We start from the raw sequence: 19,506 nt of genomic DNA on the forward strand, positions 1-19,506 counted from the left end.
GTAGGATTAATAAAAGGCAAAAGTTTTCATAGAAGACTTTGGAGGTTCGAAACCTTCTCCTACATCCGGTTATTTTGGGTTTATTGTTAATTGACTAAAGCTGTGAGATTTTGTTTCACAGCTTTTTGTTTTTAATCCATAATAGCGAACATTAAAGTGGCAAATCATTGAAAGTATAGTTTTATTGAATATCCTTCATTGATAATACCCTAATTAAATACTCTTTTTCAAGGCGTAATTATTTTATTTACATTTATTATAGCTTATTTTTAAAAATAATATAAAAAATATATCTTTTATTTAATTTAATTTTAATAAATAGATCCCTTTGTTAATTTTGACTCATTATTAAGCCAATGGACTTATCATTACTTGATAAAGAATGTTTGTCTAAAAAGTAAATATCTGCAAAAGTGCAGTGAATTAATTCCATTAAAATCATAATGTAGGATGTTGAAACTGGCAGACAAGCCCTCCTGTCTCGGGGGTGGGGATTCCGATTTTTCGGTTCGGATAAAGTGCATCAAGAGCTCTGATGTAGCCTAACTACCCCGTGGAGGTTCGAATCCTTCTCCTACAGCAAAAATGTTTAGTTCTTTTCAATTATTAGGCAAACTTCTTGTTTTAAGAAACATTTAACAGGTTGCCTGTTTTTTTGCATTACAAATTCAAAAACCCTATCGCTATTTTTCCAAAGCATTTGTATTACTTTTACTTGCGTAGTTTGTAATATGGAAAACAAAAAGAAAGATAGCGTAGCAAAAAATAGGAGATACAGAAAATACCTTCGAATAGGTGGTATTCTAGTTTTCGTATTGGTTTTCCTGCAAACGGTCTTTTATTTCGGTTCAGATTTATTATTGAGAAATTACCTCAAGGAGAGGGTAAATCAAGCCTCAGATAACAAATATGAGATTGATTTTGACAGATTTTATATCCTTCTTCTTCAGAGAGGTATCTCTTTCAAAGGTCTAAAAATCAATCCTGTTGAAGATAAATTCATTGAACTTGTTGATGCACCCTATTACAAAATTTCCATTCCTGACATTTCTTTGACCCGACTGAATTACCTTTTCAGGAAAAAAGAATTTGTCATAGGCAATATAGATTTGGTTAATCCTGCTGTTGACTTCAGACTGAAAAAAGGGGATTCATTTGAACCTTCCACTGACGAATCGGCCCTCCTTATACTTCAGGAGGAAATCAAAAAATCCTTTTTGACAACCAGGTTAAAAGAAATCAGGATAAAAAACATCAATATTAAAGAGGCGGATGTTCTACTAAAAAATTTCATCGCACAAAAGGCCATCAAGGCAGATCACACAAGCATCTATCTAAAGGACATTCAGTTGCTACAAATGAGATCTCCTGAAACACCTTTTAATGCAGAAGGCTTTTCTTTTGAGCTTCAGAATTTTGAAATCCTGCTATCGGATAGTGTTCACACCATCCAATCATCCGAAATCAAAGTCTCCTCAATTGATCAGTACATCGAGGCAAAAAGGGTGAATATTACTCCGGATTTTAGCAAAGCTTCAGCTACCTACTTTCAAGTTGAGCTGGAGGATTTACTCCTAAGTGATGCTGATATCAACAAGGTTTTTTACACATCAGAAATAGAAGTCGGTGAACTCAAATTACAAAAACCATCATTCAATTTATTTTCCGGTATAAGACCTGAAAGAAAAGAAATCAAACTGGAAACATTTGACCTTTATAATTTGATTGAAGGGATTTTGCAATCCATCAATATCAATCATTTAAAAATTGAGGAAGGGAAATTCACCCAAAGGGCTACATCCGATCCTGACAATTACAGGATTAAAGCAGAGCGGATAGATTTCAACATGGAGGATTTTTATGTGGGACCTAATGAATCCAAAAAAACCAATCAGTTCTTTTATGCCAATCAGGCTTCGGTCGAACTATTTCAGGTTGATTTAGCACTGGGAGATAGTCTTCATTGGATTCAGGGGGAATATGTAAGACTTTCCTCTTTTGATGATGAAATCAAAATTTCCGGATTCAAACTTTTCCCGATAAATGAAAATCAACAGCCTGAGGGTAAAACCCTTTTGGAAATTGAAGTTCCCGAATTGATGATCAACAATGCCAATCTCAAGAAAACTTATAATCAGGGCATCATTGATATCAATGAAATTGTTATCAACAATCCTAATATTTTGCTCAGGGACGTTCAGGGTGGTAAAAATCAGGAAGGAGCTTTTGACTTAAAAAAAATATCGAGGGATTACCTTGAAGGCATCTACGTAAACCGTTTGGTCATTAAGGAAGGATCGCTCGTAGTGGACAATAACATCAGAATCAGACAGGATAGTCTTTCATTTGGCAAAGTAAGTGTGGTATTGGAAAACTTTGCCCTTGACCAGGAAACGGAGGAGTCCGATAGTAAGGGAATATTCTGGGCAGACCACTTACAGCTTGAATTAGAAGACTACGCCCTAAAATTAGCGGATAACCTTCATGTCTTTAAGGCCGATAGGGTATTTATTGATACAAAAAACGGTCAGATAAGGATCAATGGCTTTGCCCTCCAACCATTCAACAAAAGCCAGATTCAGACATCTGTGGACAGATATGGTGTCAGTACAACATTGGACATCTTTGTTCCCCAATTTCAAGCTACAGGAGTGGATGTTAGGAAGGCCTACTTTGATGGCATACTCAAAGTCCAGCAAATCCGAATCCCGTCTCCCAAGATAAATCTCTATAGATATCGTCCTAAGGTTGGAGACGATTCGGAAAAAATGGACAGTGGGGAAATGCTGAATTTATTGACCAATTACTTTTCAGAAGTTCAGGTAGATTCCCTTATCATTCAACGTGCAACCTTGAATTATGAAAACTTATTTGGAGACAGGACCAGGACATTTTCGGAGGATAATGTTTCTGTTGCGGTCAAAAACTTTCATATTTATGAAGGAATCAATCCAGATGCCATCAATTCGCTTTTTTCTGATGAAGTGGACCTTAGTCTCAACAATTATATATTTAATATAGCAGGTGGCAAATATAATATCCTAGCAGACAGGATCAATTTCAACACTGCAAAAGAAGAAATTATAACTCGAAATGTCAGACTTACTCCAAGCGTAGGATTTTCTGATAAAACCAGAATTACAGCAGTAATACCCTCTCTCTCGTTTAGAGGAGTGGATCTTGAAGCATTTTTATTTGACAATACATTGAACCTTGAAATGGTCAATCTTACAGGTTCGGCGGTTGAAATATTAGTCAACAATGACTGGAGAGACACCGAAGCACAATCCACTAGAAGGAGGGCAAGGGACAGAACCCTTCCAAAAAACATTGAAATCGTTATGATTGACACGATTGAAGCCAGCAATGCCCAGTTCAGTCTTTCTTTCAGAGACAAGGGAATTCAGCGGGACTTGATCAATACAGGGATAAATTTAAGTGTTTTTGACTTTCTTCTGGATTCCGCAAAAATTGCAAAAGGTGAAATTGCAGGCTTTTTTGGCGGTATGTCTTTGGGTATTGATGAATTTTGGTTAACCTTAAATGACAGTATTCATCAGGTGACATTTTCCAAAGTAGAACTTGACACAAGGTATGAAGGAATATTGGTCAATAATTTCAGGATTATTCCCAAAAACCTTTCCGGAAAACCAGGAGTACCTGTTTTTTCAGGACATATTCCTACAGCCCTGATCAAAACAAATTCACTGGCTGAATTGCAGACCAGTAAAGATCTTTGGATAAAAGAACTCAGGCTTTTTAGACCAGACCTCGAATTTTTTATTGACCAAGAAAAACCTGTAAATGTAAGGAAAGAAGAAAAATCAACTGAAAAAGGAATTCTAGAAAGTTTAAGAATTGATGAATTTGAAATTGTTGAAGGGGACTTTGCTATTTTTGATAAAAACTCATCAAAAGCACCTCAAGAATTTAAATCAATCAATTTTGGACTTGAGAAGTTACAATTTGACCTTATAGATCTCAGTAGATTGAACAGAAAAGAATTACTCAAAAAAGATTTTCAACTGACTCTCCCAAACTATGAAATCCTCCTTAAAGACAGTTTGAACAAAGTAAAAATCGGTCTGATTTCATTAACTAATAATGAAATAAAACTCACCAATGTTGAATTTATACCCAGGTATGGTAGGTATCAGTATAGCAGGATGGTAGGAATGCAGACTGATGTAGCCAATATCCACATTCCAGTCATCATAATAGATGGAGCTGACCTTGATGGTTTTTTGGAAAATGAAACCATTGTTGCCAAATCAATCAGAATTAGCGATATCAAGGCTGATCTTTTCAGAGATAAAAGATTCCCTAAAAAGCAGGATGTTTTCAAGGCTATGCCGCAGGAATTAATGAAAAAGGCAGGAGTTCAGTTATCCCTAGATTCATTATTTATTGAAAATGCCACCATAAATTATCTTGAATTTCCTGAGAATGGTATGGTCCCAGGAAATATTTCTTTCAGCAATATGAATGTGGCTTTTTACCCATTCCATCTGACCAAAGAAAATGAACCATTTCCTGTTGAAGAAATTTTTCTTTTGGCCAATGCCAAACTCAATGGTCAGGCTGATCTGAATCTTCAGGGACAATTGTTTTTTGAAAAACCTTTTCCAATGAAAATCAGTGCTCAAATGGGTGAGTTTGATCTGGAATATTTGAATTCAATTCTTCAATCCAATGCATTTTTGCGTGTCACGGAGGGAAAAATCAATGGTGCTGATTGGTCATTTACGGCGGATGAGAAAGAAGCCGTGGGTAGAATGATTTTGTTGTATTCGGATTTAAAACTGGAATTATTGGATGAAAGGACTCTCGAAAGAGGTACCGGTAGAACAGCCATACTCACTTTCGTTCTCAATACCTTTGCTGTCCGAAGCAATAACCCAAGAAGATATCTCAGAAAACCCATCAGCTCCAACATATATGAACTTCGAGATACCGAACGGTTCATTTTTAATTACTTGTGGAGCACAACCCTTAGTGGGCTAAAAGGTAGCCTTGGACTAGGTCAACCAAAGGTTCCTAAAAGAAGGAAAATGGAAGCTGAAGAGGTGAGAAGGCGGAAAAAAGAGAAAAAATAGAGATACCTCGGAGGTAGACTAACAAGATATGAAAGGGTTAGAAACAAGAAACAAAGCCTGTCCCGAAAATTAGAGAACCAGGAAGCGAGTGCTTATAGTTCTGAATGCCCGCGCGAGTGATGAAAGACAAGAAAGAGTTGGGAATACAATAACATGTGCCAAATTTAGATTTTACAAAAAAAGCGGCATAAAAGCCGCTTGATTTAAAGATTGAAAGTTCTCTTTATGGAATCCACATAATCTAACTTTTCCCAGGTAAACAGTTCTACATCAAAAGTCAAGGTCTTGCCATCAGGAGTTTTGAAAGTTTTGGTGACCACTTCATTTTTCCTTCCCATGTGACCATAGGCGGCAGTTTCCTCATAAATTGGACTTCTAAGTTTCAACCTCTGCTCTATGGCGTAGGGTCGCATATCAAAGAGTTTTTCCACTTTTTTGGCAATCTCCCCATCACTTAACTGTACTTTGGATGTTCCATAAGTATTGACATAAATACCCATAGGCTTGGCCACACCAATGGCATAAGAAACCTGTACCAATATTTCATCGGCGATGCCTGCCGCCACCATATTCTTGGCGATATGCCTCGTAGCATAAGCAGCTGAACGGTCTACTTTTGAGGGGTCTTTCCCGGAGAATGCACCTCCCCCGTGAGCGCCTTTTCCTCCATAAGTATCTACAATAATTTTTCTACCAGTTAAACCAGTATCACCATGAGGACCCCCAATTACAAATTTTCCGGTCGGATTAATATGGTAAGTGATTTTATCCGTAAATAATGCTTGGATTTCAGGCTTCAATTGAGCAACCACCCTCGGAATCAAAAAATTGATCATGTCACTTTTGATCTTAGCCAACATTTCAGGTTCATCGTCAAAATCATCATGTTGTGTAGATACAACAACCGCATCAATTCTTTGGGGGACGTTATCATCTGAATACTCAATAGTAACCTGAGACTTCGCATCCGGCCTGAGATAGGTTATTTCCTTATTTTCTCTTCTGAGTAGAGCTAATTCTCTCAATATCCTGTGTGAAAGGTCCAAAGCCAAAGGCATATAATTATCAGTTTCCTTTGTGGCATAACCGAACATCATTCCTTGGTCTCCGGCACCTTGTTCTTCTGGATTGGACCTGTCCACCCCTTGATTGATATCAGGGGATTGTTCATGGATGGCAGAAAGAATTCCACAGGAGTTCCCATCAAACATATAGTCACCTTTCGTATAACCAATACGGTTGATCACATCCCTGGCGATTTTCTGTACATCCAGATAGGTCTCGGATTTTACCTCACCGGCAAGAATAACCTGTCCTGTGGTAACAAGCGTTTCACAAGCAACTTTTGAACTGGGATCAAAGGCCAAAAAATTGTCAATCAACGCATCTGAAATCTGGTCGGCGATTTTATCGGGATGACCTTCAGATACTGACTCTGAAGTAAATAAATATGGCATATAAATAATCGATTTTAACGCATGTTCTAACGGTGCGTAAAAATAAGGTTTCAAGGGGAAAGAAAAAATTTAATTCATAAACGGTAAATTCGATTCTTTCCAAATTTGGAACTTGATTACTAATACTATATTTTTAATTGATGGAATCTCCTATGGTAAAAAAAACTCTAATATTTATTCTAATTGCATTTCTCGCGCTTTTTCAGGAATGCAGGGAAAAGCAAAAAGCTCCTGAAATAAAATTTGACTTAAAAGGTGAAAGTAAACTCACTTTCAAAAATTTAAGCAATTCACCTGTTCAGGTCAAATTTGAAAAGTGGTCCAGCATTCCGGTGGACTTTGTTGATATTAATGCTGTAGTGGACCAAGGAGAAAGTTATTCGGTAAACTTGAAAAACCATAGCATGGATTATATCTATTTGGACTTAAACAAAGTAGACTTCAATGTTTTTATGCTACCCGGTTCTAATGAAACCATTACTATTTATAAAAATGATTCGATTGATTTCTCTGGTTCTTTGGAAAGTATCAACCAATTTCTTTATCAAAACTCTAAAAAAGACTTGGGCTTTAACAAGCTTAATCATGTCAGTGCCATGGCAACTCATGGAGAAAAAGAATTTAAGCGATTCATCCAATTAAGTGACTCGGTTCATCAGGTCCAATTGAAAAACCTCGAATCCAACAAGTCATATTTGCCTGATTGGTATGTAAAGCTGGAAAAGGAAAGATTGGCATATAGAAATGTGGCAAATAAAATGAACAGCATATCCTACAGAAAAAGCATGCTCAAAATCGAAGATGAGATTCCTGAGGGGTTTATGGAAGAATTGGCACAATCCGTACAATTGGAAAATGAGAAATTTATCGGGGAGTCAAATTATATGCTTTTTTTACATGAATACGCCAATTTTCACAGCCAAAAATTATCGGCTTATAAAACTGATAGTAGCGATACCAAGCAATCATTTATAATATTGAAAGCGCAAGAAATTGATAAATTGTTTGCTGGTAAAGTTAAAGATGCCTACTTAGCCGAACTTTCAAGCATGTTGATTAAGAATGTCAGATCGGAATATGATTCTTTGGTTTTAAATTATTTCACTGATGAGGAATTACGGGATTTAATCAGGGAGTTCTATGAATCAAGTGTGACATTGAAGCCTGGGACACAAATGCCCTATTTCTTTCTTGAAAATCAAATGGGAGAAGATGTAGAATCCAAAGACTATCTCGGCAACATTTTGCTGATAAATTTTTGGGCAGATTGGTGCAAGCCCTGTATTGAGGAATTTCCCCATGAAAATGCTCTTGTGGAAAAATATAAAGGAAAGCCTGTAAAATTCCTGAACATCTGCATTGAATCCAAACCGGAAAGGTGGAAGGAATATATCCGCAAATATGATCTTAAAATGGACAATCTCTTTGCTGAGGAGAATTGGACCCGAAAGCTAAAAAATGATTATGGCATTCTTGGGATTCCGCATTCAGTCCTTATCGACTGGAATGGAAATATTGTGGAAAATAAGACAAGAACTGCTAGTAGGGGAATAGATAAATTGATTGATGAGTTGTTAGAGGAAATGAAATCACCCTTTTAATCCTTACCTTTGTCTTCCATATAACCAATCCCAAAACCCTCATGAACGAAAGGTATATGCGAAGGGGTGTTTCTGCCTCCAAAGAAGATGTACACCAAGCAATTTCGAAATTAGATAAAGGACTTTTTCCTAAGGCATTCTGCAAAATAGTTGAAGATACTTTGGGAAATGACCCGGAATTCTGCAATATCATGCATGCAGATGGGGCAGGCACAAAGTCGTCATTGGCTTACATGTATTGGAAAGAAACAGGTGATTTAAGTGTATGGAAAGGTATCGCTCAGGATGCCATTATCATGAATATCGATGACCTGCTTTGTGTCGGTGCCATCAACAATATACTTGTCTCATCCACGATTGGGAGAAATAAAAACCTGATCCCCGGTGAGGTGATCTCAGCTATTATCAACGGCACAGAAGAAGTCCTGCAAATGCTGAGAGACCATGGGGTAAATGTAGTCCTAACAGGTGGGGAAACAGCCGATGTCGGTGACCTTGTCAGGACGGTGATTGTGGACAGTACAGTCACATGTCGCATGAGAAGGGATGATGTGATCTCCAATGAAAAGATCAGGGCCGGTGATGTGGTTGTTGGTCTATCCTCATCAGGCCAGGCCACCTATGAGGATTTTTTCAATGGAGGAATGGGCAGCAACGGTCTTACCTCAGCCAGACATGACATATTCAGCAAATTACTGAAAACAAAATATCCTGAAAGCTACGACCCAGCGGTACCTGATGAGTTGGTATATTCTGGTAAGTACAATTTGACCGACCCAGCTCCAGGTCTACCCGTCGATATGGGTAAACTGGTATTATCCCCAACTAGGACTTATGCACCAATAATGGTAGATGTTTTGAAATACCTACGTCCTAAAATCAATGGGATTGTGCATTGTAGTGGTGGAGCGCAGACAAAAGTGCTCCATTTTGTAGACAATGTCCATGTCGTAAAAGACAACCTTTTTGAAACTCCTGTGCTTTTCCGAACCATTCAGGAAGAAAGTAAAACCGACTGGAAGGAAATGTATAAAGTATTCAATATGGGACACCGCATGGAAATATACCTGGAAGAACGATATGCTGAAGAAATCATTGATATAGCCGAAACTTTGGGTGTTGAAGCTAAAATCATCGGAAGAGTCCTCCCTCATGAAGGTAAAAAAGTAACCGTGCAGGGAAAACACGGCACATTTGAATATGAATCTTGAAGTAAAAGTATTTTAAATTAAAAATAGAATCATTGATTTTAACCCAGTTTAAGCATCATAAGTTGAATGGAAAATTCGTGCTTACTTTTTTTCCTCTTTCTTTGGTTTTTGTAACTTTCATAAACTCAAAATAGTAATGCCCAAATCCATTGCTCATAGAATTTTTAAGGTATTTGCATGGATAGTGGGTATCATTGTTTTTTTGGCTTTGGCTACTTTGACAAGAGTCGATTGGATGGACTATAAAGAAATGGATTATTACCATGAAACCATGGCCCATTTGGATACCCTCCCTATGCACTCTTCTGAAGGTGCAGCATGGCTGGCCGGTTGGTCATCTGTAAATGCAACCCCAAATAGTCCAGCAAAACTAGTAGGATACAAACCTCGTGGAAAATACCAATTTGTACAGGACAGCAGCTTTATTAAAACTTTGGTTTTAGGTAACGGTATATCCAATATCGCTTTTTTAAATTATGAACTGATGATTGTTCATCCTTACCTTCATCAAAAGGTCAATGAAGCTATAGAAAAAGAAAATTTACCCCTTGATTACATTTATTTTACAGCTACTCATACGCATAGTGGCATGGGAGGCTATATTCCCGGAATTGTCGGTAAGCTTGCATTGGGAGGAAAAGATGAAAAAATAATGAACTTACTGACATCAAAAACCATAGAAAGCCTAAAACATGCTCTCAGCAGTCAAGATTCAGTAAACATATTTTTTCAAAAGTCCCGGGCAGATTCATTGGTCGCAAATCGACTGGTAGCAGAAGATCCGATAGATCCTTTTGTCCGACAAATGATATTTGAAAAAAAGAACGGTCAGAAGGCAACCATCCTTACCTTTAGCGCCCATCCTACTATTCTCAATTCAAAGTTTATGGGTTTGTCAGGTGATTATCCACATTACCTAACAAAATTTATGGAAGATTCAGGCTATGATTTTTCACTTTTTGCAGCTGGCACTGTCGGCAGTCATAGACCCGTGGCCAATGGAAACTTGGCAGAAAATGTTTTGGAATATGCAAAGGTCCTTCACGAAAATATAGATGGCAACATCGTTTTGACTGAAAAAAATAGCCAAAATAATCTAAAAATGGCTCTCATTCCACTAGCACTTCGAAAAGCCCATTATCGGATAAGGGAAAAAACCCGTATTCGCCCTTGGATATTCAACTTGGTATTTGGTGATACCAATCCTCATTTTGATTGGGTCCAAATCGGAAACACTTTATTTATAAGTTCCAGTGGGGAAATTTCAGGAGTATTTATGTCCCAATGGGAATCCATTGCCAATGAAAAAGGTCTTAATCTGATCATCACTTGCTTCAACGGAGGATATATAGGATACATTACACCCGACCAATACTACAATTATAAACTCTATGAGGTTAGGGATATGAACTGGTTTGGACCTTATAATGGAGCCTATTTTGATGAAATCATTAATAGACTGATTCAAAAAGCAGACTGAAGTTAAGATTGTTAAATCAGCAGCAAAACCAATGGTAAGATAAAAACAGCTTCCAATTTTTGCCGGACAACTGCTACATCTTTGCCAATTGAAGCAAACTGAATAAGGTGGAACAATAGCATCAACAAAAGCAGGCTGGTATGAATTCTGAAAAAAGATGGTTGCCAAAATAGGATTATTATCAAAAATATAAGACAAAAAACTCCCAAATACCAAATCAAACTAGATATCTGGGTTTTTGTAAATAAAACTAATATTGATCCAAATTTGTCCCTTTCATCACCCTTTTGATCGATAAATGAGAGTATTAGAAGATTTAAAAAAGCAATAATCAAATAAGCTAACACCAATAGAAAATAAATCTTTGGATCAAAATCAGGACTTTTTAATATCCATGGAACCAAAGTAATCCCTGAAACATAAAATCCAGCCGTAGAAATTTCTTTTAGCCATGACGCTTTTTCTCCAAACCATTTCAGGCAACCCATCCAAAGCGCCATCGAAAGGGCTAAAATAATTCCAGGGATAATCGTAAAGTAGATTTCTGAAAAGAAAATCAAAAGTAAAAACCCAATCAGCATAACAAGTAACCAAGATATTGATATTAATCTAAAATATTTCTGATGAAATTGATGTCTTGGCGAAGTAGCTTTTTCTTTGGCCAACTTAGCATCAACCAAATGATCCAAAGTATAGATTCCCCAAACAGCGAATCCCAATAGGAAATAAGACAGAAGGGGACAGGAAGTTTCAAGAATCTCTGAAAAGAAATACATCCCCGCCATCGAACCGAATACCACATCTATTGACAGTAGGTTGAAAAAATACAAGGTTCTAGTAAATGCTTTCATCAAGCATAAATATATAGCCAATAAATTTAAAAGCTGAAATGGTTTTTGACTTATGATAATTTATATATTGACATCGTAAAAATCTGATCCTATGAAAAAACTCCTATTGACACCATTATTGGTTCTAACATTAATTTCTTTTGCATTTCCACAAACCAAAATCAAAGTCGCCTGTGTGGGAAACAGTATAACCCAAGGACCTGGACGGGAACACCCTGAAAGTTACCCGCTTCAACTTCAGGAGATACTTGGAGAAACTTATGAGGTGAGAAATTTTGGAGTAAGTGGTAGAACATTATTAAGAAAAGGGGACTATCCGTACTGGAATGAACCTCAATTTGAAGAGGTAAAGGGTTTTCAGCCTGATATCCTAATCATCAAATTAGGGACGAATGATTCAAAATCACAAAATTGGCAATTCAAAGATGAGTTTGTTCAGGATTATATTGACCTGATAAACACATACAAAAAACATATGCCCAAAAAGGGTAAAGTCTACATCTGTATTCCTGTTCCAGTTTTCAAAACTAACTATGGAATCACTGAAGATATTTTGGTAAATGAGATGAGACCAATGCTATTGGAAATAGCTAAAAAGTCTAAATCAAAGGTCATCAACCTTTATAATCCTTTATTGGAACACTCCGACTTATTACCAGATGGCATTCATCCAAATACTGAAGGATTGACCATTATGGCTACCGAGATTTCAAAAGCCATAAAGTAAAAAAGCTGCCTATTCGGCAGCTTTTAGGGTTTAATTGTTAGCTATATTTTAACTCCCTTCAAGGGCATTTGCACCAGCAACAATCTCTAGGATTTCATTTGTAATGGCAGCCTGACGAGATCTGTTGTAAAGCAACTTCAATTCTTTCAATAAATCTCCTGCATTTTCTGTAGCCTTGTCCATAGAGGTCATCCTTGCACCATGTTCAGAGGCATTACTTTCCAAAACTGCTTTGAAGAATTGTGTCTTCAATGCAGTAGGCACTAAATCCTGAACCACGTATTCTTTGGAAGGTGATAGGATATAATCCGTATTACTTACAGAAGTAGCTTCTGCTGGATTCACCCCCATAGGAAGAAACTGCTCAACTGTCAAATCCTGTATCGCCACATTTCTGAAATGATTATAAACCATCATCACACGGTCAAACTTCTTGGAAGCAAAACCTTCCATGGCATAAAGTGCAATTTTACGGACATCATCATAAGCCACGTCAGCAAAAATCCCGTAATAATCGGCATTTACCTGATATCCCTTTTTTGAGAAAAACTCAAAGGCTTTTTTCCCTAAAGGAAGTATGGTCACGTTTGAATCCTTGAATTTTTTTTCAATCAAATTAACTCCAGCCTTGATGGCATTTGAATTAAAAGCACCACATAGTCCTTTGTCAGAAGTCATTACAACCACTAGGACATTTTGAACAGGCCTTTGTTCAGCATAAACCACCTCCAATTCATCACCCATACCTGATATCACATCATTAAGGATAACAGTGAGTTTTTGGGAATAGGGACGCATTTTAAGAATCCTATCTTGGGCTCTACGAAGCTTTGCTGCCGCTACCATTTTCATGGCACGGGTAATCTGCTGGGTAGAGGTCACCGAAGTGATTCTTTGTTTTACTTCCTTAAGGTTTGCCATAAGATGCTATAGTCAGAAAATAAATATTTTGGAACAGGTCCTGAAAAGTTTCGGTTTCTCAAGACCTGTTAATTGTTGAATTATTGTTTGGCATATTTTATAGACAAATCCTTAGCTGCCTGTTCAAGAATTTTTCCCGCTGCATCTATATCGCCTTTAAGAATCAACTTTAATGCGTCAGGATAACTGCTCTTCAAAAGATTGAAAAACTCTTTTTCGAATTGTCTCGCTTTATCAACAGGGATGCTATCCATGAATCCTTTAGTGGAAACATAGATTATTGCCACCTGGTATTCCACCGGAACAGGTGAATATTGAGGTTGTTTCAAAATTTCTTGGTTTCTCCTACCTCTATCGATAGTTCTTTTAGTGGTAGGATCTAAATCAGATCCGAATTTGGAGAAAGCCTCCAGTTCACGGAACTGCGCCTGATCAAGTTTTAGCGTACCTGCAACCTTTTTCATGGCTTTGATCTGTGCATTACCTCCAACCCTGGATACCGAGATACCCACATTGATCGCAGGACGGATACCTGCGTTAAATAGGTTGGTCTCTAGGAAAATCTGTCCATCAGTAATAGAGATTACATTGGTAGGAATATAAGCAGAAACGTCACCGCCTTGGGTTTCAATAATTGGTAAAGCTGTCAAAGATCCGCCGCCTTTCACCAAATGCCTGATTGATTCCGGCAAATCATTCATTTGCCTCGCAATCTCATCAGAATCGTTGATTTTAGCAGCTCTTTCCAATAATCTGGAGTGAAGATAAAACACGTCACCTGGATAAGCCTCACGTCCCGGTGGTCTTCTCAATAACAAAGACACCTCTCTATATGCAACTGCCTGCTTGGAAAGGTCATCAAAAATAATCAAAGCTGGACGACCGGTATCCCGTACAAATTCACCGATACAAGCACCTGTAAATGGCGCAAAAAATTGCATTGGGGCCGGATCTGAAGCAGAAGCTGATACTACAACAGAATATGGAAGCGCACCACCTTTTTCAAGTGCCGCTACAATACTCGCAACAGTAGAAGCTTTTTGACCTATGGCTACATATATACAAAATACAGGTTCTCCTCTTTCGTAAAATTCTTTTTGGTTTAGGATTGTATCTATGGCAACTGCAGTTTTACCTGTCTGACGGTCACCAATGATCAATTCACGCTGGCCCCTACCAATTGGAATCATAGAGTCAATTGCTTTGATACCAGTTTGAAGTGGTTCAGTAACCGGCTGTCGGTAAATTACCCCAGGTGCTTTACGCTCCAAAGGCATTTCATATAGTTGTCCCTCTAATGGACCTTTTCCGTCAATTGGGTTACCAAGAGTATCTACCACCCTTCCAAGCATACCATCGCCTACTTTGATAGAAGCAATCTTCTTGGTTCTCTTGACATTGTCGCCTTCCTTTACCAGTTTGGAATCTCCAAATAGTACAGCACCTACATTGTCTTCTTCCAAGTTGAGAACCATCGCTTTAAGACCGTTGTCAAATTCCAACAATTCACCGGCTTGGGCTTTGGTAAGTCCATATATACGGGCTACACCGTCACCCACTTGGAGTACAGTTCCCACTTCTTCAAGTTCAGCCTCAGTTTTGACATTGGAAAGTTGTTCTCTCAATATCGCTGAAACTTCATCAGGTCTAACTTGTGCCATTATATTTATATTAAAATGTTTTTCAATGATTTTAGAATGTTTTGACGAAATATCTCTGGGCAAATCTGAGTCTCAATGTCCTCAATTTTCCGCTAATTGAGTCGTCAAGAAGCTTATCGTTTACTTTTAGGACAAATCCACCGATTATATCTTTGTTTATTTTTTCAACCAATTCTACCTTTTCAAGTCCTGAAATTTCTTTGACAATTTCTACAAAACTTTTCTTTAGGCCTTCATTAAGCGGTAAGGTAGTCGTTACCTCTGCCACTTGTATTCCCATATGAAGATTGTACTGTCTTTGAAATTCCTTTGCTGTAGCCAAAAGGACAGCGGATCTATTCTTCCTCGTTACTATTTCAAAAAAGGTAATTGTAATTTTATTGGCTGTCTTTTCAAAAAGTGCCTTGAGGATATTCAACTTCTTATCTGTGGATACAATTGGACTTTCCAACATGAGTACAAAATCTCTGTTCTCTAATGCAATAGACAACAACCGATTAACATCCCCTATGACTTCTTCAAGCTGATTTTTTTCGACGGAAAGCTCTAACAATGCTTTTGCATACCGGGATGCGACTTTAAAATCTGACATATTTAGTTCAGCTTAAGATCATTTACAAATTGCTCTATCAATGCCTGTTGTGCAGCATCCTTAGTTAAGTTTTCCTTTAATAATTTTTCAGCTATTTCCAGGGATAAAACACCAACCTGAACCTTAACCTCTTCCAAAGCAGCAAGCTTTTCGGTTTCAATGGCTGCTTTTGCATTCTCAATCATTTTAGCACCTTCAAGAGAAGCCGCGTTTTTGGCCTCTTCAATCATCTGCTTAGAAGTCTCACTTGCTCTATGCAACATCTCATCTCTTTCTATTTTTGCTTCATGAATGATTTTTTCATTTTCAGCTTTTAGGTTAGCCATTTCATTTCTGGCAATCTCTGCTGATTTCAGAGCTTCTTCAATGCTTCTTTCTCTATCATCCAATGCCGAAAGTATTGGCTTCCAAGCATACTTGGAAAGGATAAACAGAACGATCAGAAATCCAAGAGCGGACCAAAAGATCAAACCTAAACCTGGAGTAATAAGTCCCATATTGAATTATTTTTTTTTTTAATACTTGTCCAATTAAAGAAAGAGGTTGGCCTATCGCCAACCTCTTGATTCTTTTTACAAAGTGTAATCACCCAAAGCAATAAGTAGACAAACTACTACTGCAAACAGGGAAACCACTTCAATAAGTGCAGCGATAATCAACATGGCAGTTTGGATTTTTCCAGCTGCTTCAGGTTGACGGGCAATGCCCTCCATCGCTTGACCACCGATTCTACCAATACCTAGACCTGCGCCTATTGCAACAATTCCAGCACCGATACCAGCACCCATCAGTGCAAATCCGGCAGTTAATAAGATTGAAGTTAACATACTTGTTTAGTTTTATAAATTGAACAAAGAAATTCTAAATTAATGATGATCATGGTCTGCTACAGCCGTTCCAACATACATGGCTGTAAACAGGGTAAATACATAAGCCTGAATAGTCGCAACCAAGAGTTCGATCAAGTTGATAAATACAACCATCAAAGTACTTGCAACACCAACTACCATGGATTCAAAAACGAATATTAAGGCAACAAAACTCAAGATCACGATGTGGCCTGCTGTAATTGCCACAAATAGCCTGACAACAAGAGACGCTGGTTTGGTGAAAATACCGATGATTTCCACAGGAACAATTATCGGTAAAAGCGCAATTGGTACACCTGGTGGCATAAATATATGTTTCCAATATCCTTTATTCCCATTGAAAACTGTCAATAACAAGGTAAATACACCCAATACCAAGGTAAATGCAATATTTCCTGTAAGATTGCCCGCTTCTGGGAATAAACCAATGAGGTTACCTATCCATATAAAAAAGAAAAGGGTCAATAAGTATGGAGTAAATCTTCTATAGTGCTTGGGTCCGATCTGCGTCAATGCTATCTCATCCCTTACAAAAATCACCAATGGCTCTATAAAGGAGGCAATTCCTTTCGGTGCGGTTCCAGGATTATTTCTATAATGCTTGGCAGTTGACAACATCAAATAAAGCAAAAGAGCAATGATAATAAACATCATCATTACGTTTTTGGTGATAGAAATATCATAAAATGTCCTTGACTCATCCTCGGCATGAAGGGCATGATCTTCATCTATGTAATATCCACTTACACCATAATTTTTACCGAATTTGTGAGTGTCATGATTTTGGAAATTAGAAGACAAAAAGAACTCCAGTCCTTGATCAGGAGAATAAATGATCACCGGAAGTGGTAAAGTGACGTGAGTGTGGCCAATTGTAGCGAAATGCCATTCGTAATTGTCCATTACGTGAGGGATTAGAAACCCCGTCTTACTCTCATCGTCTCCGGCTGCTTGGACAGAATTTGAAAAGCTTAGCCAAAATACTGAAAATAAAATACTTAGGCAAAGAAATTTACGGACCATCAAATGATTTTTTAGTACCTAATTTGAATTTGGGCGCAAATTACTTATTAAGGTGTATATATCAAACAATAAGTAAAAGAAATAAATCGCAAAGAAATTGACCACAAACAAAATTAAATTTTCAGTGCCGATGAAAAGTAGGATAGCAACAAAACCAATACTTGCCAAAAAACGAATGGCCATTGCACCTAAAAGAATATTGACGGAATTTTCTTTGCTCAGCTCCAAAAGATAATGTGAGAACATTCCCGTCAACCATGTTAGAAGAACAAAGAATGACAGAATCATCCACATAGTTTCATGCACCCAATCAACCTTGATATATTCCTGCAAAAGGAAGATGATACCTGCGATTATCAGTGAAAAAAACAATAATTTAATGGTCAGTTTTTTTATGGCCTTCATTTTTAAGACATGTAGGCCTCAAAACTATAATTTTTTCTTGTCATCCTCTGATTTTTCATCATTTTTCATACTGATGAACAATTGATAAAAAGCAACCAAGATAGATAGGAAACAAAACAGCAAAAGCCAAACAGGAAACCTCATCAGGCTTTTTTGTTGAACATACCATCCTAGCCAAGTGCCCAGTCCAATAATGGTGAATAGCTGAAAAGAAAGACCTATATATTTGAGATAGGTATTAGAGTGAGGCGATTTGTTTTTTTGGCTGCTCTTCACTTTGGTTTGACTTGGAAATTACCAAGGATTGGCTTGAAGATGTCATCTGACATTTTCCATTGAAAACCGCACCGTTTTCTACCACAAGTTTTTGGGTAGTGATGTTTCCAGTCACAATTGCGGTTTTGTTGAGGTAGAGGGTTCCCGAACAGTGTACCTCTCCTTCTACCTTACCTGAAATTTCTGCATCGGGTGATGAAATATTGCCAATAATGATGGCGGAATCTCCAATCACGATCTTAGTCTTGGATTGGACTAAACCTTCCAAGTGTCCTTCTATGCGGATGTTACCTGAGGCATCGATATCACCTACAATCTTGGTTTCCTTCGAAATTACATTTGTGGAGTTGACCATCTCCACAGCCGATTTCTTTTCTGTTGTGTTGTTGTTGAACATAGCTAATCAAATGTGATGAATTCTTGGGGATTAAGTGGGGTACCTTTGTACCAAAGTTCAAAATGGAGATGTTGTCCTGAAGTAAGCTCACCTGTATTTCCAATAATGGAAATAATTTCTCCTCCTCTAACTACATCTCCAATCTTCTTCAATAATACCGAATTATGTTTATAAATAGAAATCAATTCGTTAGAATGTTGGATGCCGATTATATAACCTGTATCCAAGGTCCATGTGGAAAGAATGACTGTTCCATCTGCAATGGTTTTGACAGGTTCATTTTCTTTGGCTACAATATCAACACCGAAGTGGTCATTCTGTGGCGCAAACACTGAGGTGATTACTCCTTTGATAGGTGAAAAGAAAAATGTTTCTATAAAAGTATTTTTAGATACTTCTATCTGACCCGTGAAATCTAATGGCATCCCTTTGAATTCTTCCAAAATACTTTTGGTTGCTTCACTAGGCTCAAAGGATTCAGGTCGTCTTGCTTCTCCAAGTGTGGACGTATCCTCCGACATTAATGGGTCAAAATCACTTTCCCCGTCGATTACCCTTTGAATATTTGACAAATAATTGTCTTTTTGCCGTACAGTATTAGACAAGGAGTCCACCAAATCAGATAAGGCAATTATCTTTGCTGTGTTTTCGGACTCCATGTATACCGGATCAAACCACTGTCTTAGGATGGTCTTGGTCATTAAAAGGGAAAAAGCAAATAATAATATAAACAAAAAGGAAAACAGAATGATAATCCTGCCAAAGGAGATATTAAATGATCCTAAAACAGAAAAATCATGTTCTTTTCTGATGACAAACAGGTATTTTGAGGTCAGCCAGTTTGCTATTTTTTTCTTAAGACTCAATCTTTTGCTATTTGATTTGGGGATTCAAAAATATAATAATAATTCGAAGCGTTTACTAAATTACATCATTTAC

Annotated in this window: 17 protein-coding genes; 5 read left to right on the plus strand and 12 right to left on the minus strand. The window is 37.5% G+C overall.

Translation table 11 applies throughout. From position 1 onward, the window contains the following. Positions 1-731: 731 nt before the first annotated feature. Positions 732-5,096: a hypothetical protein gene (locus ACEW8U_RS07440; RefSeq protein WP_373521406.1), complete on the plus strand. Its 4,365-nt coding sequence runs from the start codon at positions 732-734 to the stop codon at positions 5,094-5,096. Positions 5,097-5,299: 203 nt separating this feature from the next. Here ACEW8U_RS07440 and metK read toward each other — a convergent pair whose 3' ends face one another. Beyond that, complete coding sequence (gene metK, locus ACEW8U_RS07445) at positions 5,300-6,553, minus strand: methionine adenosyltransferase (protein WP_373521407.1); 1,254 nt, start codon at positions 6,551-6,553, stop codon at positions 5,300-5,302. A 152-nt stretch (positions 6,554-6,705) separates the two neighbouring features. On the opposite strand from metK, the gene ACEW8U_RS07450 reads away from it, so the two are divergent. The 3 genes from ACEW8U_RS07450 (at position 6,706) to ACEW8U_RS07460 (ending at position 10,845) form a co-directional block, all read left to right on the plus strand. Continuing rightward, the gene (locus tag ACEW8U_RS07450) at positions 6,706-8,154 is read left to right on the plus strand and encodes a TlpA family protein disulfide reductase (protein ID WP_373521408.1); all 1,449 of its coding nucleotides are present in this window, start codon (positions 6,706-6,708) and stop codon (positions 8,152-8,154) included. A 41-nt stretch (positions 8,155-8,195) separates the two neighbouring features. Next, positions 8,196-9,365 carry an AIR synthase related protein gene (locus tag ACEW8U_RS07455; protein WP_373521409.1) on the plus strand — a complete coding sequence of 390 codons (1,170 nt, stop codon included), beginning with the start codon at positions 8,196-8,198 and terminating at the stop codon, positions 9,363-9,365. A gap of 136 nt (positions 9,366-9,501) precedes the next feature. Further along, positions 9,502-10,845, plus strand: coding sequence for an alkaline ceramidase (locus ACEW8U_RS07460; RefSeq protein WP_373521410.1), 1,344 nt, complete (start codon positions 9,502-9,504; stop codon positions 10,843-10,845). Between the two features lie 11 nt (positions 10,846-10,856). Here ACEW8U_RS07460 and ACEW8U_RS07465 read toward each other — a convergent pair whose 3' ends face one another. Further along, positions 10,857-11,696: a hypothetical protein gene (locus tag ACEW8U_RS07465; protein ID WP_373521411.1), complete on the minus strand. Its 840-nt coding sequence runs from the start codon at positions 11,694-11,696 to the stop codon at positions 10,857-10,859. Between the two features lie 91 nt (positions 11,697-11,787). Here ACEW8U_RS07465 and ACEW8U_RS07470 point away from each other — a divergent pair, with 91 nt between their 5' ends. Further along, entirely contained in the window at positions 11,788-12,423 is a 636-nt protein-coding gene (locus ACEW8U_RS07470) for a GDSL-type esterase/lipase family protein (RefSeq protein WP_373521412.1), read from the plus strand. Positions 12,424-12,471: 48 nt separating this feature from the next. Here the strand turns inward: ACEW8U_RS07470 and atpG are convergent, their stop codons facing one another. From atpG to ACEW8U_RS07520, 10 genes are all read right to left on the minus strand, one after another. Continuing rightward, on the minus strand, positions 12,472-13,344 hold the full coding sequence (gene atpG, locus ACEW8U_RS07475) for an ATP synthase F1 subunit gamma (RefSeq protein WP_373521413.1): 873 nt from the start codon (positions 13,342-13,344) through the stop codon (positions 12,472-12,474). Between the two features lie 80 nt (positions 13,345-13,424). Continuing rightward, positions 13,425-15,005 carry a F0F1 ATP synthase subunit alpha gene (atpA, locus tag ACEW8U_RS07480; protein ID WP_373521414.1) on the minus strand — a complete coding sequence of 527 codons (1,581 nt, stop codon included), beginning with the start codon at positions 15,003-15,005 and terminating at the stop codon, positions 13,425-13,427. A gap of 31 nt (positions 15,006-15,036) precedes the next feature. Continuing rightward, on the minus strand, positions 15,037-15,597 hold the full coding sequence (gene atpH / locus ACEW8U_RS07485) for an ATP synthase F1 subunit delta (protein WP_373521415.1): 561 nt from the start codon (positions 15,595-15,597) through the stop codon (positions 15,037-15,039). A 2-nt stretch (positions 15,598-15,599) separates the two neighbouring features. After that, complete coding sequence (gene atpF, locus ACEW8U_RS07490) at positions 15,600-16,094, minus strand: F0F1 ATP synthase subunit B (RefSeq protein WP_373521416.1); 495 nt, start codon at positions 16,092-16,094, stop codon at positions 15,600-15,602. A 75-nt stretch (positions 16,095-16,169) separates the two neighbouring features. Then, positions 16,170-16,424 carry an ATP synthase F0 subunit C gene (atpE, locus tag ACEW8U_RS07495; RefSeq protein ID WP_373521417.1) on the minus strand — a complete coding sequence of 85 codons (255 nt, stop codon included), beginning with the start codon at positions 16,422-16,424 and terminating at the stop codon, positions 16,170-16,172. A 39-nt stretch (positions 16,425-16,463) separates the two neighbouring features. Continuing rightward, positions 16,464-17,489, minus strand: coding sequence for a F0F1 ATP synthase subunit A (gene atpB, locus ACEW8U_RS07500; RefSeq protein ID WP_373521418.1), 1,026 nt, complete (start codon positions 17,487-17,489; stop codon positions 16,464-16,466). Positions 17,490-17,507: 18 nt separating this feature from the next. Further along, a complete protein-coding gene (locus tag ACEW8U_RS07505; protein ID WP_373521419.1) occupies positions 17,508-17,894 on the minus strand; it encodes a hypothetical protein in 387 nt (128 codons plus the stop codon). Positions 17,895-17,918: 24 nt separating this feature from the next. Then, positions 17,919-18,170, minus strand: a complete 252-nt coding sequence (locus ACEW8U_RS07510; RefSeq protein ID WP_373521420.1) for an AtpZ/AtpI family protein — start codon at positions 18,168-18,170, stop codon at positions 17,919-17,921. Continuing rightward, complete coding sequence (locus tag ACEW8U_RS07515; RefSeq protein ID WP_373521421.1) at positions 18,133-18,567, minus strand: polymer-forming cytoskeletal protein; 435 nt, start codon at positions 18,565-18,567, stop codon at positions 18,133-18,135. The genes ACEW8U_RS07510 and ACEW8U_RS07515 overlap by 38 nt, the downstream gene beginning before the upstream one ends. 2 nt (positions 18,568-18,569) lie before the next feature. Then, positions 18,570-19,433 (minus strand): M23 family metallopeptidase, encoded by an 864-nt coding sequence (locus ACEW8U_RS07520; protein ID WP_373521422.1) that lies wholly within the window; start codon positions 19,431-19,433, stop codon positions 18,570-18,572. Positions 19,434-19,506: the final 73 nt, after the last annotated feature.

It is taken from the genome of Aquiflexum sp., from assembly GCF_041751335.1.
Taxonomy (GTDB): Bacteria; Bacteroidota; Bacteroidia; order Cytophagales; family Cyclobacteriaceae; genus Aquiflexum.